This is a genomic window from Maribacter corallii (genome assembly GCF_047345415.1).
Classification (GTDB): Bacteria; Bacteroidota; Bacteroidia; order Flavobacteriales; family Flavobacteriaceae; genus Maribacter_C.
In genome coordinates, this window is record NZ_JBLFEP010000001.1 from 666,324 (window position 1) to 689,368 (window position 23,045).

Below are 23,045 nucleotides of genomic sequence, written 5' to 3' on the forward strand. Positions count from 1 at the left end.
GATTCCTATTTTTAATACAACAATCTTGAAATTAAAAACCCTAATCAGAAAACCAACGTTACTTCACTACCAAAACAAAATAGCTTCGTCGCCCTCGTTGAAGTAAGACGAACCTGCCATTTATTAAATCGGCTTCGGTTATTTTATAGTCGTCCTTTACTTTTGCCTTATTTACAGAAATCGAATTCTGTTTTAATTCACGTCGGGCCTCGCCATTTGAACCTAAAAACCCGGTCTTGGCTGCTAGGGCGCCGATCATATCAAGTCCATCATCAAGTTCCGACTTGGCAATCTCGGCTTGTGGCACGCCATCGAAAACGTCTAAAAACGTTTTCTCGTCCAACCGTTTCAAATCTTCCGAAGTCGATTTTCCAAAGAGGATACTACTGGCCGCAATGGCATTCTCCAAATCTTCTTTCGAATGCACCATGGTCGTAATCTGCTCGGCAAGGCTTTTCTGCAAAATCCGCATATGAGGAGCCTCAGCATGTTCCTGTACCAAGGCATCTATTTCGTTCTTGGGCAAAAAGGTAAAAATCTTAATATATTTTTCTGCATCCGTATCTGAGGTATTCAGCCAATACTGGTAAAATTTATAGGGGGAGGTTCTATTGGCATCCAACCAAACATTTCCACTTTCTGTCTTCCCAAACTTGGTGCCATCGGCCTTTGTTATCAATGGGCAGGTCAAGGCATACCCTTTTCCTCCGCCAATCCTTCGAATCAGTTCAGTGCCTGTTGTGATATTTCCCCATTGGTCGCTTCCACCCATCTGCACGGTACAGTTATGGTTTTGATACAAGTATAGAAAATCATATCCTTGAACCAGTTGGTAGGTAAACTCAGTGAAAGACATGCCATCCTTGGCCTCTGCGGATAGTCTTTTTTTAACCGAGTCTTTGGCCATCATATAGTTAACGGTTATGTGCTTCCCCACATCTCGAATGAAATCGAGAAAGGAAAAGTCCTTCATCCAATCATAATTGTTCACTAAGATTGCGGCGTTCTCGCCATCACTGCTGAAATCCAAAAATCGCCCGAGTTGTTCTTTAAGGGCATTCTGATTATGCCGAAGCGTCGTTTCATCCAGAAGATTGCGTTCGGCCGACTTGCCCGAAGGGTCTCCGATCATGCCTGTCGCTCCCCCAATGAGCGCAAATGGCTTATGCCCTGCAAGTTGAAAATGACGTAACATCATGACACCGACCAAGTGCCCGATATGTAATGAATCAGCTGTAGGGTCAATACCCAAATAGGCACACTGCATACCGGTCATCAAATGTTCTTCGGTACCAGGCATCGCATCATGCAACATTCCGCGCCATTTCAGCTCTTCAACAAAATTCGAGGTCATATTTTTGATTTTCGACGATTAAAGTGCAAATATAAATGGAAATACAGCGCTTTTAACCCGAATTATAAAGGAAATTATCGCAAGTGATTGCCTAACTTTGACCTATGGTTCTAGTTACGGGAGGCACGGGTTTGGTTGGCGCACATCTACTATGGCACTTGGTACAAAACCAGGGTGTTGTTCGTGCCATTCACCGAAAGGGAAGCCAACTACAACAGGTGGAGAAGGTTTTCTCCTATTACACACCGAATGCAACCGAGTTCTTTCAAAAAATAGAATGGGTTCTCGCTGATATCACCGATATTCCCGCCCTTGAACGTGCATTTGCCGGAATCGAATACGTCTATCACGCCGCTGCAATGATTTCTTTTGACCCTAACGACTTCCGGTCACTGATGAAAATAAATGCAGAGGGCACCACCAATATCGTCAACTTATCCATTGCGCATTCCGTAAAGAAGTTGTGTTATGTAAGCACTATCGGCACCATAGGAAGGTCACCAAACGGCGAGGCGTCGAATGAAGAAAGTGAATGGAACACTGATCATATAAACGTGTACGCACAGTCAAAATATGCGGCTGAAATGGAGGTTTGGCGTGGCTCGCAAGAAGGTCTGGCGGTGGTCATGGTAAATCCCGGAGTAATTCTGGGGCCAGGTTTTTGGAATACAGGAACGGGCGCCCTTTTTAGAACAGCCTACAAAGGCTACCGATTTTACCCGCCAGGAGGAACCGGATTTGTATCGGTTCACGATGTCGTTAGCATGATGACCCATTTAATGAATTCCAACCTCATTAATGAAAGGTATATCGCGGTCGCCGAAAATTTGACGTTTCAAGAAATTCTTTCGCGTATGTGTCCCTTGCTCGGACAGTCGCCCCCTTCAAAAAAACTGAAGTTCTGGCAATTGGAACTCGGGAGAGTGGTCGATCTCTTTTGGAATTTCATCACCCGATCAGGCAGAAAAATTACGCGCGCCGCCATACATTCCATGAAACATCGAGATGACTACTCCAATACAAAAGCAAAGGAAGCGCTTGATTTTGAGTTTGAATCACTTGACCCCGTCATCGCGTTTTCGTGTGCACGTTTTATGGAAGAGTATCCTTAGTCCGTTTCGCTGCTCTTTTCGCTTCACGCTCTATTGTCTGCAGGCTATCATTCACCCTTTTTCGCTCTTCAACTTCTTCTTTTTCACTTTCTAACAGGGTCTCCACATCGGCATAAATCCGCTCATATTCTTCCGGTAGCGAGGCATAATAGCGGTCGCTCTTGGAAAATTGAGCACTATCAATACCATACTTTGAGTATAGGTACAACATAGGCTCTACATTGTTTTTTTGTAAAATGCCCATATTCGTCGTTCGTCCTGCATTGAGCATCGCTAAATCTCTCAGGATTTTGACCATTTCTTCCCTTGGAATGAGGTTTTCAGGCCGTTCCATGAGCTTCTCCGCGCAGGAAAAAAACAATATTGATACGATAAATAAAGTAATCCGTTTCATGCTTATCTATCAAAGGTGAGTCTTCTAGCATGTCTTTCCGGTGAAAATTCACCCTGATCATAGGCCAGGTGACCGTTTACGAACGTCTGCGTTACCTTAGCATTAAAAGTATACCCATCAAAAGGCGACCATTCACATTTATATAAGGTGTTTGCCTTGGTGGCGGTCCAAGGTGCATTCAGGTCGACCAAGACCAAGTCGGCGAAATAGCCTTCACGAACAAAACCCCGTTTTTCAATATCGAACAGCTTCGCCGGGTTGTGACACATTTTCTCGACTACTTTTTCCAATGGAATTATTCCTTGATGATACTTCTCCAACATAGCAGGTAAAGCATGTTGCACCAACGGGCCACCCGATGGGGCCTTCGTATACACATTATCTTTTTCGGATAGAAGATGTGGTGCGTGATCGGTGGCAATGACATCAATTCGATCATCAAGTAGGGCCTCCCATAAGGCCGAACGATCGGCAGCGGTTTTTACCGCTGGGTTCCATTTGATCAAGGTTCCTTTGTCGTCATAGTCACTATCGGAAAACCAAAGATGATGGATACAGACCTCAGCCGTAATCTTCTTCTGTTCAAGGGGGATGTCATTTTCAAACAAACTCATTTCCTTTCCGGTAGAAAGGTGAAAAACGTGTAATCGCGCTCCTGTTTTTTTGGCCAAGGCTATGGCTTTGGAGGAGGACAAAAAACAAGCTTCCTCACTCCGTATCAAATGATGGTATTTTACAGGAATATCGTCTCCATACTGCTCCTTATACTTTGCCAGGTTGGCTTTTATGGTACCCTCATCCTCACAATGGGCCGAAATGACCATCTCGGTATTCTTAAAGATCTCTTCGATTACCCGTTCGTCATCGACTAACATATTACCGGTGGACGAGCCTAAAAACAACTTCACTCCAGAGCAAGCGTGTTTGTCAAGCCGTTTGAGCTCTTCCAGATTGTCGTTCGTTCCTCCAAAGAGAAAAGAGTAGTTCGCATATGACGAAGCCCGTCCCATTTCAAACTTCTCTTCCAGCTTCTCAATGGTCGTGGTCTGCGGATTGGTATTTGGCTGTTCCATAAAGGTGGTTATGCCCCCCGCTACGGCCGCCCGGCTTTCTGTAGCAATGTTTCCTTTATGGGTCAGACCGGGTTCTCGAAAATGCACTTGATCATCAATTACACCTGGCAAGATGTATTTTCCTTTCGCGTCGATTACCTGGGCCGCACCGTCTGAAATATCCTGACCAATTTTTGTAATGAACTCATCTTGGAGCAGCACGTCGCCTTCGAAAATAGCACCTTCATTGACAATCGTTGCATTCTTAATAAGAACCTTTCCCATTTTAAAATCTATTTTTTTGAAAAATGCTTCGTAATTTCATTTTCAACACCCCGAAAATCGCCTCGTTGACTATTGACGAACTCATTTTGGATTTACCTTTTACCCGATCCCTAAAAATAATAGAGACTTCCTCTATTTTGTAGTTCAACAAATAGGCCCTAAACTTCATCTCTATCTGAAAGGCATAGCCTATAAAGCGAATCGAGTCAAGATTCACATGTTCGAGTACATGCTTTTTGTAACAAACGAACCCCGCCGTAGGATCCTGAACCCGCATGCCCGTTATTATTTTTACGTAAAAAGAGGCGCCATAAGACAATAATACCCTGTACAAAGGCCAATTCACTACATTCACCCCTTTTTTATAACGTGAACCTACTGCGACATCGGCACCGTTTTTACAAGCCTTGTGCAGTCGTAGTAAATCGGAAGGGTTATGCGAAAAATCGGCATCCATCTCAAAAATGTATTCGTAATTTCTTTCAATCGCCCATTTAAACCCGTGAATATACGCCGTACCAAGACCTGATTTTTCTTTCCGAACCTCTAGATGCAACCCTTCGGGGAATTCCTTTTGAAGTTTGATGACCGCTTCGGCGGTGCCATCTGGTGAATTATCATCGACAATGAGTACATGAAAATCCGTCTTTAGGTCGAAAACCGCTCTTATGATAGCCTCGATGTTCTCAATCTCATTATATGTAGGGATGATGACTAGGCTATCAGACATTGACTAAGGTGTATTCGGACAAAAATAGTGTTTTATACCATCTTGAAAAATGGCTGCACTGGTTTTATCATTTTTTTAAACACCACAATAATGGCTAGAATTTGTAGTTTTGAAAGGAATTAACCTTGAAAAATGCGCTTCAATCTGCCTAAGCTATTTTTATACCTGTTAGGTGCCGTTCTTATTCTAAACTTGTTGCAAGCCAACTTCACCAATTTAATATTTGATGAAGCCTATTATTGGTACTACGCCAAGACTATGGATTGGGGCTATTTTGATCATCCGCCCATGGTGGCTTGGATAATTCAAATCGGTAGTTTTTTCTTTGATGGCGAGCTTGGAGTCCGCTTTGTGAGCATCTTGTTATCCATAGGTACCCCATTACTTCTTTGGGCGGCTATAGACCACCCGAAGAAAAACGACTATGCACTTCATTTTTTGGTGTTGGTTTTTTCCATGCCCCTGCTGCATGCGTACGGGTTCTTCACCTTACCGGACACACCCTTACTGTTTTTCACTGCCCTATTTCTTTTATTTTACAAGAAGTTTCTAAAAGACCCAAATGCGCTATTTGCGGTAGGCTTGGGTCTGGCCATGGCCGGCCTAATGTACAGCAAGTACAATGCGGCCATTATCATACTTTTTGTATTGTTCTCTAACCTAAAATTGGTATTCAATAAAACAGCATGGCTCGCAGTGGGTATAGCACTTTTGTGCTATGTTCCACATTTTATTTGGTTATACGACAATGATTTTATTTCCATACAGTACCATTTAACGGAACGCCCCAACCAAGCCTATGACTTCCTCAAATTTACTGGTGGGTTTTTTGTGAACTTAATCGCATTGTTCGGCTTTACATTTCCTATTGTATACTGGTCGCTCTACAAAACGGTTTCCAAAGATAAATTTACCAAAGCATTGCTTTACTTGACTTACGGAATCATTTTGTTCTTCTTTGCTTCCAGCTTTCAGAGACGCGTACAAACCCAATGGCTTATCGCTATTTGCATTCCCATGGTGCTGTTGACATTCGATTATCTTGCAGCCAATAAGGTGACTGCCAAATGGCTTTTACGGATAGGGTCGTTGAATATCGCAATTTTGCTTTTTGCTCGAATAGGCCTTATCTATGAACCTTTGTTTCCGGTAACCTATGAGACCCATGGCAACAAGAAGTGGATAAAGGAAATCGAAAATGCGGCAACAGGATCACCCATTGTATTCGAAAATTCGTATCGAGATGCGCCCATGTACGAGTTTTACTCGGACAAACCCGCTATTTCATTCAACAATATTAGATACCGACAAAATCAGTATTCCATAGATGGGGCCGAAGCCAGTGTTCAGGGTAAAGAAGTCTACTATCTTTCGAAGTACAGAAAAAAGGCAGGCCGTTCTTTTCCAATGGGCGATGGCCGACATACACTTTACGGTTCGTTCATCCCCAATTTTGAATCCTTCAGAAAACTAAAATGCTTGATCCGCTCTGAAGAAATCACTTTCAATACCGAAAAGACACAGACGATGCAGGTGTACAATCCGTATAAAGAAGATATTCCCATAGAAAAACTGCGCTTCGGTATTGCCTACATGAATGATTATAAGGAAGTACGCGATGTGCTGAAGATGAAAGCGAACCCTAGCGATTCCGAGGTTTTACTATTAAAATCAAATGATACGGTAAATTTTACGTTTAAACTACCGCAGACCGATATGAAGCGTCCTGCTTATTTCAAGATAGGGATTTCTGAAAATGGTCTTCCCTTGGGACTAAACGGAAAAAATATTAAACTGAAGTGATTTGGAGCCAATTCTAAGAACTATACAACACGTTGATTGGATTACCCTTCTTCTTTTCGGGAGTTTGATTATGGTGGTTTTGGCGAAAAGCACCTTTTACAATCGATTCTTGAATTTTATCATCTTGCCCTTCAACAACAAATACGTTTTCATGTATAATAAGAAGGAGAAGTTATTGAACTGGTTTCATATTTTCTTTACTATTTTTCAGGTTATCAATTTCTCCCTTTTCATTTACCTTGCATTGCAAGTGTTATTTAAAGACACTTCGTTCGCCCTGTTCGATTCTTATGGGTATCCTATCATTTTGGCAGCGGTATTGCTTTTCCTTTTGGTCAAAGTGTCGTTACAATTGGGCAATGGGTTTATCTTTAATTCAAACAGAACTATCAGCGAACTCATTTTCAAGAAACTATCGTACCTGAATTACAGCGGATTGGTCATGTTCGCCGCCAATATTATCTTATGTTATGTATTCAAGGACTCAGTAATGGTGGTTTATGTAGCATTTGCCTTGATTCTTTTGATAAATGCCATAGGATGGGTCACTCTTTTGAAGAATCATCAAAACTTTCTCGCTGGTAATTTTTTCTATTTTATTTTGTACCTTTGCGCACTCGAAATTGCACCCTTTGTAATCATCGGAAGTTATCTAAACGATTGAGCTATATGAAAGTAAAGACGATTTTGGTATCGCAGCCAGAACCGAAAATGGAAAACTCCCCCTATTCGAGGTTGATTGAGAAAGAGAAGGTCAAAGTCGATTTTCGGCCTTTCATTCATGTTGAAGGTGTTGATGCCAAAAACGTGCGTCAGCAAAAAATCGACCTTAAAAATTACACTGCCATCATTCTAACGAGTAGAAATGCTGTTGATCACTTTTTTAGAATTGCTGAAGAAATGCGATTCAAGGTTCCAGATAGCATGAAGTACTTCTGTCAATCAGAGGCCGTTGCTTATTACCTACAGAAATATGTGGTGTATAGAAAACGTAAAATTTACGTAGGCAAGATGAACTTTGCCGATTTAGAGGTTTTATTCAAAAAATACAAGGGCGAAACATTTCTTTTGCCTTCTTCGGACACACTCAAGGCAATAGTACCGGAAACACTCGACAAAATAGGAATTAACTGGACAAGGGGTATTTTTTACCGAACCGTAATCAGTGATCTCTCCGATTTGCGTAATGTGTATTATGATGTTTTGGTCTTCTTTAGTCCATCAGGCATCGAATCACTTTTGAAGAATTTTCCTGACTTTGAGCAAAATGATACGAGAATCGCTGTATTTGGAAATAGCACGGTAAAAGCGGCAACAAATGCCGGACTTCGAATCGACATCAAGGCCCCAACTCCTGAAACGCCCTCAATGACCATGGCACTTCAGCGTTATATTAACGAGGCCAACAAGAAATAGTCAAATCACTTTTTTACGGATTCGGATTTCCATACATGGTATCCGGTCACTATCCAGCCCAGTATAAGCAATAGCCCGCCAATGGGGGTCACAAAGCCAATGGTTTTAAAATCGAAACCGGTCAAGGTATTGGTGGCCAAAAAATAGATGGAAAAGGAGAATAAAAAAATACCGGCCAAGATTAAATAGAACGGGAGTCGTTTCTTTTTACTTGGCAACAGCCCCGTTCCCCCTAAGACCAGGAGAAAAATAGCATGGTACATCTGATACTTCACCCCGGTTTCAAAGGTTCGTAGCGCATCTGCATCCAAGAGGTTTTCAAGTCCATGCGCTCCAAAAGCCCCCAAGATGATCCCCAAAACCCCGATGAGCATACCTGTACTGAAAATTGTTCTGTTCATAACTTAATGAAGTCCTTTTTTTATAAATGTAACAATTTGATACCTTAGTATCTTGTTATCACCTGAACAAAGTTACGGCTTGAAAATACGATACGAAGCATGTCTAGAAAAATACTAGTTGTTGGAGCTGGCAAATCCACATCTTACCTCATCGATTACTTTTTGGAAAAATCGGAATCGGAAAAATTACATTTGACGATAGGGGACATCAATCCAGATGCGATTCCGGAGCACATCGTGAACCACACGAATTGTTCGGTTATCCCACTTGATATTTTTGACACTGAAAATCGCCAAATAGCCATTGAACAAAGTGATATTGTCGTATCGATGCTTCCTGCCCGAATGCACATGGAAGTCGCTCGAGACTGTATCACTTTTGAAAAGCATTTAGTGACCGCCTCCTATGTCTCAAAGGAAATCAAAACACTTGATACCGAGGCCAAGAAAAAAGGCTTGGTCTTTATGAATGAAATTGGACTAGATCCCGGTATCGATCATATGAGCGCCATGCAGGTCATAGACCGTATTCGAGACCAAGGAGGGCAAATGATTCTTTTCGAGTCTTTTACCGGGGGCTTGGTGGCTCCGGAGAGCGACGACAACCTTTGGAATTACAAGTTCACTTGGAACCCGAGAAACGTGGTCGTCGCAGGTCAGGGCGGAGCTGCTAAATTTCTTCAGGAAGGAACATATAAGTACATTCCATACCACAAACTCTTTCGTCGAACGGAGTTTTTTGAAATCGAAGGCTATGGTCGCTTTGAAGGGTATGCCAATCGCGATTCGCTCGATTACCGTGAGGCTTATGGCTTACATGACGTACTCACGCTATATCGCGGTACGATGCGCCGTGTTGGTTTCTCAAAGGCCTGGAATATGTTTATCGAATTGGGAATGACCGACGATAGCTATACTATTGAAAATTCGAAGGGGATGTCGTTCCGCGAGTTTACCAACTCCTTTTTGCCCTATTCCCCTACGGATAGTGTTGAGCTGAAGCTGCGCCACTACCTTAAAATAGAGCAAGATGATATCATGTGGGAAAAGTTTTTGGAATTGAATCTATTCGATTCGAACAAGATCATTCCATTAGAACAAGGGACACCGGCTCAAATCTTGCAATACATCTTAGAGGATAGCTGGACGTTGAAAGAGAATGAAAAAGACATGGTAGTGATGTACCACAAGTTCGGCTATGAACTGAGCGGCAAAACATTTCAAATAGATGCGAATATGGTCGTTATCGGGGAAAATAGAACCCACACAGCCATGGCAAAAACAGTGGGACTTCCAGTTGCCATTGCGACACTTGCCATTTTGAACAGGAAAATCACTACTCCGGGGGTTCAGATTCCCATCAAAAAAGAAGTGTACGAACCTATTCTAGAGGAGCTAAAGGCCTATGGTGTCATTTTCAAGGAGTACGATGTGCCCTATTTGGGGTACAACCCTGAATCGGTCTATGACAAATAGGTTTTTCACATTTCGTGCCTCTCAAGAAGCGCACCCTACACTTTTCGTTGTTTATATTTCGTAGTGATTACGTACTTTTACTAGACATTTGAAACTGTATCGATGAAATCCAATACCAAAAATGTCAAAATAGACGGGATAGACAAAAAAATCCTAAGGTTCTTAATGTCCGATGCTCGGACTCCAGTTCTTGAAATTGCGCGTAGCATCGGTATCTCCGGAGCGGCCATTCACCAGCGCTTACGCAAATTGGAAGCTTCTGGACTGTTAGCAGGTTCAAAATTCATCATCAACCCCAAAGTGATGGGCTATACCACGATGGCCTATATCGGAATCTTTTTAGATAAGGCAATGAGCAATCCTGTTGCGGTGAAGCAGTTGAAGGAAATCGATGAGGTATTGGAATGTCACTACACCACAGGTAATTGGTCTATCCTCATCAAGGTGCTCTGCAAGGATAATGAGCACTTGATGCACGTGTTGAACAAGGAGATCCAACAAATCGAAGGGGTTTCCCGTACGGAAACCTTTATTTCCCTTCAGCAACAGATCGATCGGCAAATCACTATTTAGACCCTATTTTTTGCTACTCACTAAACTCAAATAAGATAAAAGGGTCGTCATCGGGTACTCCTCCGGCGCCCATATAGCATTTTTGAGCGGCCGTATTCGACGTTTCAGTCCCTACCCAAGCATCTTTACAACCCAAGGTTTTGGCATAGGTCCAGATTTCCTTCACCAAGATCTTACCGATTCCTTGCTTCTGATATTCTTCCAGTACGCTTACCTCATTGATGAATAAGGAAGGATCCTTATCAGGATGCACATAGTGAACACCAGACGCCATTCCTACCACTTTTGAACCATCTAAAGCCAAAAACAGGTGGTGTCTTGAATCGTTTAAAAACTCTATCGCCCTATCTCGCTTTATGGAATAATCGAAAAGGGCGTCACCTACCTTTTCCAAGGCGTTCAGGTCATGTATCGTTGCCTGTCGTATGTCAATCGTATTTTCCATCGTATTGATGTTCACGAAAAAAACCTGTCCAGCAATACGAACAGGTTCTATTAGTAGTTGCGGTCAAATTAATCCCTACTTGCGACACGCATCGCAAAGTAAAGTAGGGTCGCTAAGGCACCAATAGCCGCCACTAGATACGTTCTAGCCGCCCATTTCAAGGCATCTTCAGCGCCGGCATACTCTTCTTGGCTGACCATATTCTTATTCTTTAGCCAGGCCAGCGCACGATTACTAGCATCGTATTCCACGGGCAAGGTGACAAAACTGAATAGGGTTCCTATCCCATAAAGTCCAACACCGACCCAAGCGATAGTTCCGCCAATAGCCGTGGTCTGCATTAAGGCCAAGCCCCCAAAAATGACCCACATTGAAAAACGTGAAGTGACATTTAAAATAGGCACCAGCTTTGAACGCATGCCCAACCACTCGTAGGCCGTTGCGTGTTGCACCGCATGCCCTACCTCGTGAGCAGCCACCGCTGCCGCTGAGGCATTGCGTTGCGCATAGACCCCTTCGCTAAGGTTAACGGTTTTATTCGCGGGATTATAGTGATCTGTCAACATGCCGGGGGTTGAAATCACCTTCACATCGCGTATACCATGATCGGCCAACATTTTTTCCGCAATCTCCGCCCCGCTCATTCCATTCCGCAAATGCACTTGAGAATACTTTTTAAATTTACTTTTTAGTCGACTACTTACCAACATGCTGAATAGCCCGAAGACCCCTGCGATGATGATATAGCCCATATCAAATCCAAACATAATTTTATTTTTTGTTAGTGTGTATTAAAATTACAACATAAAAAGCAAAAACCCCGCCATAGTCTGACGGGGTCTATTAACTGACAAAATGTACTACTATACCACTTCGGCCTCCCAACCAAAGGCCTCGATAATTTCTTTATACACGACCTCACCCTTGACGATATTCAATCCTTTTTGAAGTGCCTTATCCGTTTGTGTAGCTTTCTCCCATCCCAAGGCGGCCAACTTCGCCACATAAGGCAGGGTCACATTAGTCAGCGCCACCGTAGAAGTGTAGGGTACCGCTCCCGGCATATTCGCTACCGAGTAATGCACCACATCATCAATGATATATATAGGGTCTTCATGGGTGGTCGGTCTTGTGGTTTCTACGCATCCGCCTTGATCCACGGCAACATCAACGATAACCGTGCCCGGTCGCATGTCACGCAACATATCGCGAGTGATCAGGTTTGGTGCTTTGGCCCCTTTTAATAATACGCCACCAATGATCAAATCATGGGTTTTGATGTGTTTTCGAATATTGAATTCGTTTGAAAATTCGGTCACCACATGCGGTGGCATTACATCGTTCACATAGCGCAGGCGTTTCATATTGATATCCATAATCGTTACATGTGCTCCTAATCCTGCTGCCATTTTAGCAGCTTGAATACCTACGACTCCAGCGCCAAGCACCAATACCTTGCCGGGCTGTACTCCGGGAACTCCACCCAATAACACGCCTCTGCCCTTCACAGGCTTCTCCAAATATTTTGCTCCCTGTTGAATCGCCATTCTACCGGCTACTTCTGACATTGGTGTCAACAAGGGGAGGGTACCTTCGTCGTCTTCCACGGTTTCATAGGCAATACAAACCGATTGGCTTGCCAACATGGCTTTGGTCAACGGCTCGCTCGACGCAAAATGAAAGTACGTAAATACAATCTGATCTTTTTGCACCAATTCATATTCTTCAGCAATGGGTTCTTTGACCTTAACGATCATTTCACTCGCAGCATAGATTTGCCCAATGGTATCTAAAATGATGGCACCAGCGTTTTTGTAATCCATGTCAAAGAAACCACTGCCTTCACCGGCAGCGGATTGTATATAAACAGTATGACCATTCTTTACCAGTTCGAATACGCCTGCCGGGGTCATACCGACACGACTTTCATTGTTCTTGATTTCTTTAGGCACTCCTACTACCATTGTTATGCAATTTAGAATTCAGAACAAAAATGTGACAATTCTAACTTAAATGGAAATAAAATCGATTAAATGAGGGGGTCAATAGCTGAAAATTGACTTTTTTGGAAGCATACCCCTATAAAAATAGGGGTATATTATAAAATAAAATACATTTGCCTGCCTCTCTACTACACCTTCAGTGAGGCTATCCTACGATATTGACAATCTTACCGGGTACTACAATGACCTTTTTAGGGGTACGCCCTTGCAATTGCTGTTGTGTTTTTTCATGGGCCATTACCGCAGTCTCAATTTCCTCTTTTGACAGGTCCAATGACAGCGGCATGGTAAACTTCATTTTACCATTAAAGGAAATGGGATACTCCTTGCTGCTTTCCGCTAAGTGCCTTTCATCAAAAACGGGAAAAGCGACCTTGGAGATCGAGGTGTTGTCATGCCCTAATTTCTCCCAAAGTTCCTCGGCAATATGGGGTGCGTACGGAGAGACCAAAATGGCCAAGGGCTCTAAAATGGCCCGGCTCTTACATTTTTGTGCGGTCAATTCATTCACACAGATCATAAAAGTGGATACCGAAGTATTAAAACTGAAATTTTCGATATCCTCTTCCACTTTTTTGATGGTCTTGTGTAGTGTTTTTAGGTTTTCAGGGGAGGGCTCCACTTCGGCTCCGCTCTGAGAAATATATAGTTTCCACAGTTTCTTTAAAAAGGAATGTACCCCCGTGATGCCAGCCGTATTCCAAGGTTTTGATTGCTCTAACGGGCCCAAGAACATTTCATAAAGGCGAAGACTATCGGCGCCGTATTCCGTAACGATATCATCTGGATTGACAACGTTATACCAGCGTTTGGACATTTTTTCTACCTCCCTGCCTACGATGTAGTTGCCTTCTTCCAAAACAAACGCTGCATCGGCAAAATCAGGTTGCCACTTTTTGAGTTCTTCGATATCTAGCTCATTGGAAGAATTTACTAAAGACACATCTACATGTAATGGGGTTACGTTCAAATTACCGATCAAACCCTTTGAAATCAACTGCCCATTTTCTTCATTGCGATAGACCAAGGCACTTGTACCTGTGATCATTCCCTGATTGATCAGTTTTTTGGCAAATTCTTCTTTGGACACGTACCCTCGATCGAACATGAACTTCTGCCAAAAACGGGCATAGAGCAAATGCCCTGTGGCATGTTCGCTACCCCCAATATACAGATCTACATCTTGCCAGTAATCAATAGCTTCCTTCGAGAAAATAGCATCATCATTATGCGGGTCCATATAACGGTTGAAGTATTGCGAGCTTCCTGCCCAACCGGGCATGGTGTTGAGTTCTAGTGGGTAAACACCATTGTCTTCTTGCCCTTCGACTCCGCTCAGGCCAATGTTCTCGTTAGAGACTACGGCATTCTTTTGAGTATCCCAGGCCCAAACCGTGGCGTTGCCCAAGGGAGGCTCACCGGTTTCGGTGGGCAAATACTTTTCGACCTCGGGCAGCTCGATCGGCAAATGCTCTGAAGCAATCATTTGTGGCATACCATCCACATAGTACACCGGAAAGGGTTCGCCCCAATACCGCTGTCGGCTGAAGACCGCATCGCGTAATCTATAATTGACCTTACCTTTACCCTGACCTAATTTTTCCAACTCGTAAATAGCAGTTTTAACGGCCTTTTTATAGGGCAGTCCATTCAAGAAATCGGAATTGGCGATTATCGTCTTTTCCTTATCGGCAAAAGCTTCTTCAGAGATATCGACGCCCTCGAAAATATTTGGTATCGAAATGTCAAAGTGCTTTGCAAAGTCGTAATCCCGCTGATCGCCGCAAGGTACTGACATCACTGCTCCGGTACCATAACCCGCCAACACATAATCACCGATCCAAATCGGAATGGGCTGTTTGGTAAACGGATGTTCGGCATAGGCCCCTGTAAAGGCCCCTGATATGGCCTTTACATCGGCCATACGGTCACGTTCCGAGCGTTTGGCCGTAGCCGCTACATAAGCTTCCACTTCTGCCTTTTGTTCGGGAGTCGTAATCTGGCCTACCAATTCATGTTCGGGCGCCAAGGTCATAAAACTTGCACCGAAGATGGTATCTGGTCTGGTGGTAAAGACCGGAATACCGAGTTCTGAATTCTGAATTCTGAATTCCACCTCTGCCCCTTGTGATCGTCCAATCCAATTCGTTTGGGAATCTTTCAAGGGTTGTGGCCAATCAATGGTATCCAATCCGTCAAGGAGGCGTTGTGCATAAGCCGTGATACGCATACTCCATTGTGTCATCTTTTTGCGGATTACCGGATGTCCTCCACGCTCTGAAACCCCATTGACAATTTCATCGTTCGCCAGGACGGTTCCTAAGGCAGGGCACCAATTTACCTCGGTATCCGCCAAATAGGTCAATCGGTACTTCAAGAGGATTTTTTGCTGTTCTTTGCTTGAAAAGGCATTCCAATCCGAGGCCGTAAATTCTGGTGTATCTTCATCGCAAACCGCATTCACCTGGATGTTTCCATTCGAAGAAAACTCCAAAATCAAGGTTTCGATATCCTCGGCCTTGTCTGCGTCTTTGTTGTACCAAGAATTGAACAGCTGGATAAAAATCCATTGCGTCCATTTGTAATATTTCGGATCGGATGTACGTACTTCTCGGCTCCAATCGAATGAAAACCCGATCTGATCGAGTTGTCGGCGGTACGTCTTTATATTTTCGGCTGTGGTAATCGCCGGATGTTGCCCTGTTTGTATGGCATATTGTTCGGCAGGCAGACCGAAGGAGTCATATCCCTGGGGATGCAATACGTTGAACCCCTTATGCCTTTTGTAGCGCGCATAGATGTCGCTGGCGATGTACCCTAAAGGATGACCGACATGTAGTCCGGCTCCCGAGGGATAAGGAAACATATCCAACACATAGAATTTTTCCTTATCGGTATTGTTTTCGGCCTTAAAGGTTTGGTTCTCGGCCCAATACTTCTGCCATTTGGCTTCAATTTCGTTGAAATTGTATTGCATGATTTTCTTTGCTTTGCTACAGGTGGCAAAAATAGGTTTATTCTCGGAAAAGCAGAAAGGAATGATGGGCGAATCCCTTTTTCAAACTACAAGCAATTTCCCTGTATACAACACCCAAATCATGGTCAGAATTGCGGAAAGATTAATTGCATATCCAAACAATTTCATTTGCCAAAGCGTATAGGGCCGATCCTTAAAAAAGATAAGGACATCGAATACCAACCATAGGGCGAATATCAGTAAGAACAGGGCCAAGACCATATCTCGAAACCAATGCCATACCAGGAACGATTCTAAAAGTAGAAGTGCTAGCATTACCAACTTTGACCGCTTTCGCCCCAAAAGGGTGGCCGTGGTTCGCTTGCCCGACTCCAAATCGGGTTCAATATCCATAATCTCGCCCGCAATATGCGCCTGAAAGGCAAAAAGGGTCAAATAGACCAACGTTTGCCATGGCAAAATGTCTAGATTATTCAATTCGGTAGCAAAAAAAGCGGTGGTCACGTACCCCATTTGAATCACGATTTCAAAGGGTGGTCGTTCCTTTATGCGGAATGGTCTAAAATTATAGAGTATGTTCACCACGACCATAAACAGCAATAACAGCAACATCTTAAACCCAGCGAGATAGCTAAAAAGAATGATGAAAGGCAACATCATCATGGCAATCTTTTTTGGAAGTCCATCCAAAAAAACCCTTGGGGCCCGAGCTCCGAACAAGAAGTTTCCTTTTCGTGTATTTACAGCATCCGCTTTGTCATCATTGTAGTCATTTAACCCGTACACTAGGTAATTTAAGGGAAACGTCACAAAGATAAGGCCCAACCAAAACACCCATGATTTCCAAAAACCATCTTGATTACCAAAGGGCACCAAGTAAATCCAAATGGTGGGAAACCACAATCCCGGTCTGGAAATCTTTATGTCTAATAGGCTCATAACGGCAAAGGTTCTATAATCAAACGATTCTATTACTGAAATATTAGAAACCGACCCTCTTAGTCATCCGATTCAATTTACTTTCCTAACTTTACCTGAGCAAGACCTACTATGAGCCAGTCTTTTGAACAATACCAAAAAAGAAAACTGATTTCTTCGTACTTCTCGGTAGTACTTAGTATCGGTTTGGTGCTCTTTCTTTTGGGCATATTGGGGCTATTGGTGCTGAACACCAAAAAAATGGCGGATCATTTCAAAGAGCAGATTACCATATCCGTATTTTTAAAGGAAACCGCGAAAGAGGTCGAAATCGACCAGCTACAGAAAAGTTTATCGATGGCTGAATATACCAAAACGGCGACTTTTGTCTCCAAAGAGGAAGCGGCCGAGAAGCACAGCGCTGAAATCGGAGAGAATTTTATGGATTTTCTCGGATATAATCCATTGAAGAACTCGATTGATGTGAATTTGAACGCGGATTTCGTCTCCCCTGAAAAAATTGAGGAAATCGCCTTTGAAATATCGGCGAAAAGTTATGTTGACGAGGTAAGTTACGATGAGCCTTTGGTGGGATTATTAAGTGACAACGTAAAACGCATTGGTTTCTGGATTCTAGTAGCTAGTGGAATCTTTACCTTCATCGCCGTCTTGCTTATCAATAGCTCAATTCGTTTATCGATCTATTCCAAACGTTTTATCATCAAGACTATGCAGATGGTAGGGGCGACCAAAAGCTTCATTCGAAGACCTTTTATCTGGACCAATATCAAGTTGGGTATGCTAGGTTCCATTTTGGCCTTACTGGCCCTAGCCGGCTTACTTTATTATTTAAACCGCAACTTTCCTGACCTAGGCCTCTTACAAGACCCGACTATTTTGATTGTTCTTTTTGTCGGTGTATTTTTATTAGGGTTTTTGATTTCGTTGATCAGTACGTACTTTGCGACACAACGTTTTCTCAATTTGAGAACCGATGAATTATATTATTAACTTTGTCACATGAGTAAAAAGCAAAAGTACGCTAGCGAACAGCAGCCAAAACAAGAGTTTATCTTCCAGAAAAAGAACTATATGTTCATGTTCATTGGTATTGCCTTTATTGCCCTAGGGTTCATTTTGATGAGCGGCGGGGGCAGTGACGACCCCAATGTTTTCAATCCGGATATCTACAACTTTAGAAGAATCCGTTTAGCACCGACCTTAGTTCTTATAGGTTTGGGCATCGAGGTATATGCCATTTTGTTGAATCCACACAAGAAAAAAAGCTAATTGGACACTTTAGATGCTATCATTCTCGGTATCATTCAAGGATTGACCGAGTTTTTGCCTGTTTCCTCCAGTGGACATTTAGAACTAGGGAAAGCTATTTTGGGGGACAATTCCATCCCTGAGGAAAGTCTTTTGTTTACGGTCGTGCTTCATTTTGCAACCGCCCTCAGTACGATCGTGGTATTTCGAAAGGATGTTTGGGAAATCATTCGCGGTCTTTTTAGTTTTCAATGGAACGAGGAGACACAGTTTTCCTTGAAAATCATTGTATCCATGTTACCGGCGGTATGTGTAGGCCTTTTTTTCGAAGAGCAGCTGGAAGCCTTTTTCGGAGGCAACATTCGTTTTGTAGGATTTATGTTATTGATAACGGCCGTGTTGCTCTATTTTGCAGACAAGGCCAAGGACACGGATAAGAAAGTAAGTTTTCCAAATGCGTTTATCGTGGGTATTTCACAGGCCATAGCCATGTTGCCCGGAATATCACGAAGCGGTGCAACGATTTCCACTTCGGTCTTATTGGGGGTCGACAAGACCAAAGCGGCACGGTTTTCATTTTTGATGGTCGTACCCTTGATCTTTGGGAAAATCGGCAAGGATGTGCTCAGCGGAGACCTCACCTTCAATGGCGACAACAATATGGCAATGATCGCCGGTTTTGTCGCTGCATTCGTCGCAGGATTGGCGGCTTGCACTTGGATGATCCAATTGGTCAAGAAAAGTAAATTATCGTATTTCGCGGTGTATTGCCTCATCGTCGGTTTGATTGCCATTGCCTATGGTTTCTGGGCCGGTTAATTTGAGGGGACTAATTTATTCTTCAACATGGACACGCGCACAAAAGAAGATTTCCTAAACGGACAACTCCTACTGATTGATAAACCCCTGGGGTGGTCATCTTTTCAGGCCGTTAACAAATTAAAATGGGCCATTCGGAAAAAGTTCGGTTTAAAAAGAATAAAAATCGGGCATGCTGGCACCCTTGACCCTTTAGCCACAGGTCTTTTGCTCATTTGTACAGGCAAGTTTACGAAGAGCATCAATACCCTTCAAGGCCAAATCAAAGAATATACGGGTACGATAACCCTAGGGGCTACCACCCCATCATATGACCTTGAGACCGAGGTAAACGCAACTTTTTCCCTTGAACATATTAGCGATGAAAAAATAAGGGCCGCTACACATCAGTTCATAGGTACTATACAGCAGGTACCACCCCTGTTCTCGGCCTTAAAGAAAGATGGAAAACGTTTGTATGAATATGCCCGTGATGGCATAGAAGTTGAAGTTAAAAAGAGGGAAATAACCATTTCCGAATTCGAAATCACCGGCATACGAATGCCGGAAATCGATTTTAGAACGGTATGTAGCAAGGGCACCTATATTCGTTCTTTGGCCGATGATTTTGGGAAGGCATTGGAATCAGGAGCACATTTATCGGCCCTGCGGAGAACCAAAATAGGGGAATACAACGTAAATAATGCTCTTGCCCCATTAGAATTTGAACAGAATTTACTCGGAAAATCGGAAGATTCTTAATTTTTGAATCATTTAACTTCCGGTTCAACGAATAATTCAAATATTTTTTTAAAATTGAGGTTATAGCAGTATGAACCTGAATCGCAAACAATTATCGTTTTTGATTACCTTTTTTTCCATGTCTATCGTGGTGCTTGGGCTGTATAATATACACTTGGGTCAAGTCGGCAGTCAGGAAGACGAGTACATTGTTGAGATGATGCTTGCCGAAGAGGACATTGAAGAACTTCTGGAAGAGAAAGAGCGATTGGAGCAGATGCAGGAAGCCGAACCCATTAAAAGCCATATGGCCTTTAACGAAACGGCCAAACCTAGTTACGGTGAGCCAGAGCCCTTAAAGACCTTAGAGGAACTTATGGCCGAAAGAGCCGAAGCCGGGGAGTCGGGAGATCCTTCTGATTTAATGTCGGACTCCGAATATGCGGCAAAAGTTAAGGAATTGGCCAAGCAACGTGAAGAGAAGAAAAAATTACTTGGGGAAAAAGAGGCACAAAAAAAGGAATTTACCAACAATCTGGCCGCCAGAAGAACTTCGGTTTCGTATTCTTTGGTAGATAGGAACAATTATAAGCTTCCCCCTCCCATTTATACCTGTATCGAGGGCGGTAAAGTCGTCATCAATATCGAAGTAGATGCTAATGGTAATGTGACGGATGCCCATTTCAATGAAAAAAGCTCTGGCACCTCAAATGGTTGCTTGGTCGATAATGCCATTACATACGCCTTAAAAGCCAAATTCAACGCGGCGACCAAAGCTTCTCAAAAAGGTACGATTACCTATTTATTTCAGCAAAAGGCACGTTAGATCTTTCAAAACACTTTGCCCCTTATCCTTATTGTACCAAACCTGTAGGTCTTCTTTAAACGATGCGGTCAATTGCCCATGTTCCGCCTTCTGGTCCTCTACCAACTTCGTGGCCGTTTCTGATCTAGGGCCCCAATCGCCGACAACCTCATCGGTTTCCCCGTCAACAGCAATTAATTTGGGAATGGACATGCCACCATTGGTCAAGAACCGATTCATCAAATCGACATGTTCATCACGCAAAATGATCTTCAACGAGATATTCGGATTCAATTCGGAGATTTTATGCATTACGGGGAGTGCAGGACTCGCATCACCGCACCAACTCTCGGTCAAAACCAACCAAGTAACTTTTTTCTCAATGGCTAAGATGGCTTCTACCGCCTTTTCGTCAAACTTTAGTGTCTTGTCCCATCGTTTCATTCTACGATCATTCAGTTGGGTGTAGTTGGTCAAGGCCGCTGTCTGCTCAGGACCCGTGGATCTGCCTTCTTTGGCCAATTGTGCTACCAGGGTTCTATACTCATCGTATGACATTGCCGTTGCAACACCTTCGGCAATCAATTCCCTTGTTGTCTTTTCCATAGTGGGTATACTAATCGTTTTCATCTGTTATCACTTAGGGTGTAAACGTACTACCAAAAATTTACTATTTTGGCAACCTAGGTTGCATTAGTAGTAAGTGACAGGCAAACCTTACGAAACAATAAACGGAGTGCGTTTCACATAACAGCACCCCGTTTAAAAGTTTATAATCGACTGGTATATCTACAACAAGTCTTCTTCTACTTCGATGTATTCTATATCTCGTAATTCAAGTTTCATGCCTTCATAGGCATTAAAATTTGAAGGCAAGTAAAAATAGGGGTCGAACCCTAAGTCTAACTCTTCACAGTCTTCGACGTACTCAATAGTATTGAGCATTTTTCGTTCTACGACAGTATCCAGATCTTCGGAAACAGCTGCACTTGGTTTTTCGGTCAGGGCGAACGAAGATAGAAGTAAGGCAGTAGCACTTAACATGGCGAATCTTGATATTTTTCTCATAATTGTATAGTTAAAAGTTCATTGAAATTTGAGCTCATTGGCATCTAGAGCTTTATCTATATTGGCAAATAATTTTTTGATATCGGTCAAAAAGTCCTTTCCGTCCTTTCGATGTAGTACGGCGATCTTATCGCCAGTTCGCATCCGTAAGATACTGATGATTCGTACGGTAAAGCCTTCGACTTTCAACAACCGCTGTAAATCTTGAAGGCGATGCGCGTTGTGATTCATTGAATGATAAATATGCTCGTAGTATCGTTTTGAAGGCTTTCCAATCCGCAAGAGCCTACCCACTTGAGCTTCCCTTTTCATCGGTATTTCGGGGTCTTGAGGAAAGTAGATAATCGGTTCTTTTTTCATGTTGCGTATTAATGATTTAAACGAATACAAAGATAAATCCGAAAAAACGATATTAAAAGTAATGCTACGTTAAATGAAGGTTAAACTATCTTTATATAATAGCATTACTATTAATTTGAGATGTGTATCTAGAAGTCACTACTAGAAAGAATAATGAAAAAGGGGGTTAGATCGAACGTTTCTTTATCATGCCGCCACGCGTATCGTTGATCTTATTCATCACCACAAAGGCCTTTGGGTCTATTTTGGAAATCTCGATATTCAATCTACGAATTTCAAGACGGGTGATGACAGTAAACAATACGTCATATTCATTATGTACCCCATGTTTGCCATAGCCTCCCTTTGCCGGGTATATGGTCACACCGCGCCCCAATACACCAATGATCATGCTCCGAATCTCATCACTGTAGTCCGAAATAATGGTGACGCCAGTGTATTCCTCTATTCCTTCAATCACAAAATCGAGCGTTCTGGAAGCGGCCAAATAAGTTAGCATGGAATACAAAGCGGTCTCTATGGATAGGAAATAAGCGGCCGCAATGAAAACCAAAATATTGATGAGAATGATAATATCGCCTATGGTAGTACCCAATTTACGACTCAGAAATATGGCCAGTACCTCCGTACCGTCCAAGACCCCTCCTCCGCGGACGGAAAGTCCGATACCCGCTCCAAGAAAAAACCCGCCAAAAACGGCTACAAGAAGCTTGTCTTGAGTAATTTCAGGAAAGCTGACCGTTGCCAAGACTATAGCCAATCCTAAAATGGCAATAGTTGCCTTAATGGCAAAAGAGCGACCGATAACCCGAAAGCCCAAAACCAAAAACGGAATATTGACCAGAACGATCAAAACGAAAAGAGGCCAATCGGAAACCTCGGCCACCAAGAGCGATATACCCGTCGCACCCCCATCGATAAATCGATTTGGAAAGAGAAAACTCTCTAATCCAAAAGCCGCTGAAAAAATCCCTGAAATAATGAAAAACCCATCTTTTAGCGCCAATTTAATGGTGCTTTTGAAACTTTCGTTAACGGCAGCTTCCTCATTTATCGTCATATGAA

General features: G+C 43.0%; 25 protein-coding genes. 11 read left to right on the forward strand and 14 right to left on the reverse strand.

Translation table 11 applies throughout. The features are described from left to right. Nucleotides 1-58: 58 nt before the first annotated feature. The gene (gene tyrS, locus ACKWCA_RS03010) at nt 59-1,354 is read right to left on the reverse strand and encodes a tyrosine--tRNA ligase (RefSeq protein ID WP_413976652.1); all 1,296 of its coding nucleotides are present in this window, start codon (nt 1,352-1,354) and stop codon (nt 59-61) included. Nucleotides 1,355-1,458: 104 nt separating this feature from the next. Here tyrS and ACKWCA_RS03015 point away from each other — a divergent pair, with 104 nt between their 5' ends. Then, nucleotides 1,459-2,466, forward strand: a complete 1,008-nt coding sequence (locus ACKWCA_RS03015; protein WP_413976653.1) for an NAD-dependent epimerase/dehydratase family protein — start codon at nt 1,459-1,461, stop codon at nt 2,464-2,466. Here the strand turns inward: ACKWCA_RS03015 and ACKWCA_RS03020 are convergent. Genes ACKWCA_RS03020 through ACKWCA_RS03030 form a run of 3 tightly spaced genes read right to left on the reverse strand, consistent with a single transcriptional unit; the run spans nt 2,447 to nt 4,927 of the window. Then, nucleotides 2,447-2,860: a DUF4296 domain-containing protein gene (locus ACKWCA_RS03020; protein ID WP_413976654.1), complete on the reverse strand. Its 414-nt coding sequence runs from the start codon at nt 2,858-2,860 to the stop codon at nt 2,447-2,449. The genes ACKWCA_RS03015 and ACKWCA_RS03020 overlap by 20 nt on opposite strands. A gap of 2 nt (nt 2,861-2,862) precedes the next feature. Continuing rightward, nucleotides 2,863-4,197 carry a dihydroorotase gene (locus tag ACKWCA_RS03025; RefSeq protein WP_413976655.1) on the reverse strand — a complete coding sequence of 445 codons (1,335 nt, stop codon included), beginning with the start codon at nt 4,195-4,197 and terminating at the stop codon, nt 2,863-2,865. Between the two features lies 1 nt (nt 4,198). After that, on the reverse strand, nt 4,199-4,927 hold the full coding sequence (locus ACKWCA_RS03030) for a polyprenol monophosphomannose synthase (protein WP_413976656.1): 729 nt from the start codon (nt 4,925-4,927) through the stop codon (nt 4,199-4,201). A gap of 132 nt (nt 4,928-5,059) precedes the next feature. On the opposite strand from ACKWCA_RS03030, the gene ACKWCA_RS03035 reads away from it, so the two are divergent. From ACKWCA_RS03035 to ACKWCA_RS03045, 3 genes are read left to right on the forward strand one after another with little or no spacing between them, the layout of a single operon-like run. Beyond that, nucleotides 5,060-6,730, forward strand: a complete 1,671-nt coding sequence (locus ACKWCA_RS03035) for an ArnT family glycosyltransferase (RefSeq protein WP_413976657.1) — start codon at nt 5,060-5,062, stop codon at nt 6,728-6,730. A 1-nt stretch (nt 6,731) separates the two neighbouring features. Next, on the forward strand, nt 6,732-7,394 hold the full coding sequence (locus ACKWCA_RS03040; protein ID WP_413976658.1) for a DUF4271 domain-containing protein: 663 nt from the start codon (nt 6,732-6,734) through the stop codon (nt 7,392-7,394). Between the two features lie 5 nt (nt 7,395-7,399). Beyond that, nucleotides 7,400-8,146: a uroporphyrinogen-III synthase gene (locus ACKWCA_RS03045; protein ID WP_413976659.1), complete on the forward strand. Its 747-nt coding sequence runs from the start codon at nt 7,400-7,402 to the stop codon at nt 8,144-8,146. A gap of 5 nt (nt 8,147-8,151) precedes the next feature. Here the strand turns inward: ACKWCA_RS03045 and ACKWCA_RS03050 are convergent, their stop codons facing one another. Continuing rightward, nucleotides 8,152-8,547: a DUF423 domain-containing protein gene (locus ACKWCA_RS03050; protein WP_413976660.1), complete on the reverse strand. Its 396-nt coding sequence runs from the start codon at nt 8,545-8,547 to the stop codon at nt 8,152-8,154. A gap of 99 nt (nt 8,548-8,646) precedes the next feature. Here ACKWCA_RS03050 and ACKWCA_RS03055 point away from each other — a divergent pair, with 99 nt between their 5' ends. Together ACKWCA_RS03055 and ACKWCA_RS03060 are read left to right on the forward strand one after the other, a co-directional pair. Continuing rightward, entirely contained in the window at nt 8,647-10,023 is a 1,377-nt protein-coding gene (locus ACKWCA_RS03055; RefSeq protein ID WP_413976661.1) for a saccharopine dehydrogenase family protein, read from the forward strand. A gap of 102 nt (nt 10,024-10,125) precedes the next feature. Beyond that, nucleotides 10,126-10,596, forward strand: coding sequence for an Lrp/AsnC ligand binding domain-containing protein (locus ACKWCA_RS03060; protein ID WP_413976662.1), 471 nt, complete (start codon nt 10,126-10,128; stop codon nt 10,594-10,596). 13 nt (nt 10,597-10,609) lie between these two features. Here the strand turns inward: ACKWCA_RS03060 and ACKWCA_RS03065 are convergent, their stop codons facing one another. The 5 genes from ACKWCA_RS03065 to ACKWCA_RS03085 form a co-directional block, all read right to left on the reverse strand. Continuing rightward, nucleotides 10,610-11,041, reverse strand: coding sequence for a GNAT family N-acetyltransferase (locus tag ACKWCA_RS03065; protein ID WP_413976663.1), 432 nt, complete (start codon nt 11,039-11,041; stop codon nt 10,610-10,612). 68 nt (nt 11,042-11,109) lie between these two features. Further along, nucleotides 11,110-11,808, reverse strand: a complete 699-nt coding sequence (locus ACKWCA_RS03070; protein ID WP_413976664.1) for a zinc metallopeptidase — start codon at nt 11,806-11,808, stop codon at nt 11,110-11,112. Between the two features lie 96 nt (nt 11,809-11,904). Beyond that, nucleotides 11,905-13,005 carry an alanine dehydrogenase gene (gene ald / locus ACKWCA_RS03075; RefSeq protein WP_413976665.1) on the reverse strand — a complete coding sequence of 367 codons (1,101 nt, stop codon included), beginning with the start codon at nt 13,003-13,005 and terminating at the stop codon, nt 11,905-11,907. A gap of 184 nt (nt 13,006-13,189) precedes the next feature. Continuing rightward, on the reverse strand, nt 13,190-16,021 hold the full coding sequence (leuS, locus tag ACKWCA_RS03080; RefSeq protein WP_413976666.1) for a leucine--tRNA ligase: 2,832 nt from the start codon (nt 16,019-16,021) through the stop codon (nt 13,190-13,192). 81 nt (nt 16,022-16,102) lie between these two features. Next, nucleotides 16,103-16,960, reverse strand: a complete 858-nt coding sequence (locus ACKWCA_RS03085; protein ID WP_413976667.1) for a UbiA family prenyltransferase — start codon at nt 16,958-16,960, stop codon at nt 16,103-16,105. 111 nt (nt 16,961-17,071) lie between these two features. On the opposite strand from ACKWCA_RS03085, the gene ACKWCA_RS03090 reads away from it, so the two are divergent. The 5 genes from ACKWCA_RS03090 to ACKWCA_RS03110 all read left to right on the forward strand — a co-directional run bounded on the left by ACKWCA_RS03090 (nt 17,072) and on the right by ACKWCA_RS03110 (nt 20,573). Further along, a complete protein-coding gene (locus ACKWCA_RS03090; RefSeq protein WP_413976668.1) occupies nt 17,072-17,950 on the forward strand; it encodes a cell division protein FtsX in 879 nt (292 codons plus the stop codon). A gap of 9 nt (nt 17,951-17,959) precedes the next feature. Beyond that, nucleotides 17,960-18,229 (forward strand): DUF3098 domain-containing protein, encoded by a 270-nt coding sequence (locus ACKWCA_RS03095; RefSeq protein ID WP_413976669.1) that lies wholly within the window; start codon nt 17,960-17,962, stop codon nt 18,227-18,229. Then, nucleotides 18,230-19,027, forward strand: a complete 798-nt coding sequence (locus ACKWCA_RS03100) for an undecaprenyl-diphosphate phosphatase (protein WP_413976670.1) — start codon at nt 18,230-18,232, stop codon at nt 19,025-19,027. A 27-nt stretch (nt 19,028-19,054) separates the two neighbouring features. After that, nucleotides 19,055-19,768, forward strand: a complete 714-nt coding sequence (truB, locus tag ACKWCA_RS03105; RefSeq protein ID WP_413976671.1) for a tRNA pseudouridine(55) synthase TruB — start codon at nt 19,055-19,057, stop codon at nt 19,766-19,768. Between the two features lie 70 nt (nt 19,769-19,838). Further along, a complete protein-coding gene (locus tag ACKWCA_RS03110) occupies nt 19,839-20,573 on the forward strand; it encodes an energy transducer TonB family protein (RefSeq protein ID WP_413976672.1) in 735 nt (244 codons plus the stop codon). Here the strand turns inward: ACKWCA_RS03110 and ACKWCA_RS03115 are convergent. From ACKWCA_RS03115 to ACKWCA_RS03130, 4 genes are all read right to left on the reverse strand, one after another. After that, nucleotides 20,550-21,182 (reverse strand): thioredoxin family protein, encoded by a 633-nt coding sequence (locus tag ACKWCA_RS03115; RefSeq protein WP_413976673.1) that lies wholly within the window; start codon nt 21,180-21,182, stop codon nt 20,550-20,552. The two genes, ACKWCA_RS03110 and ACKWCA_RS03115, sit on opposite strands and share 24 nt — an antisense overlap. 159 nt (nt 21,183-21,341) lie before the next feature. Continuing rightward, nucleotides 21,342-21,620, reverse strand: coding sequence for a hypothetical protein (locus ACKWCA_RS03120; protein ID WP_413976674.1), 279 nt, complete (start codon nt 21,618-21,620; stop codon nt 21,342-21,344). A gap of 18 nt (nt 21,621-21,638) precedes the next feature. Continuing rightward, nucleotides 21,639-21,980 (reverse strand): hypothetical protein, encoded by a 342-nt coding sequence (locus ACKWCA_RS03125; protein WP_413976675.1) that lies wholly within the window; start codon nt 21,978-21,980, stop codon nt 21,639-21,641. 166 nt (nt 21,981-22,146) lie between these two features. Then, the gene (locus ACKWCA_RS03130) at nt 22,147-23,040 is read right to left on the reverse strand and encodes a YitT family protein (RefSeq protein WP_413976676.1); all 894 of its coding nucleotides are present in this window, start codon (nt 23,038-23,040) and stop codon (nt 22,147-22,149) included. Nucleotides 23,041-23,045: the final 5 nt, after the last annotated feature.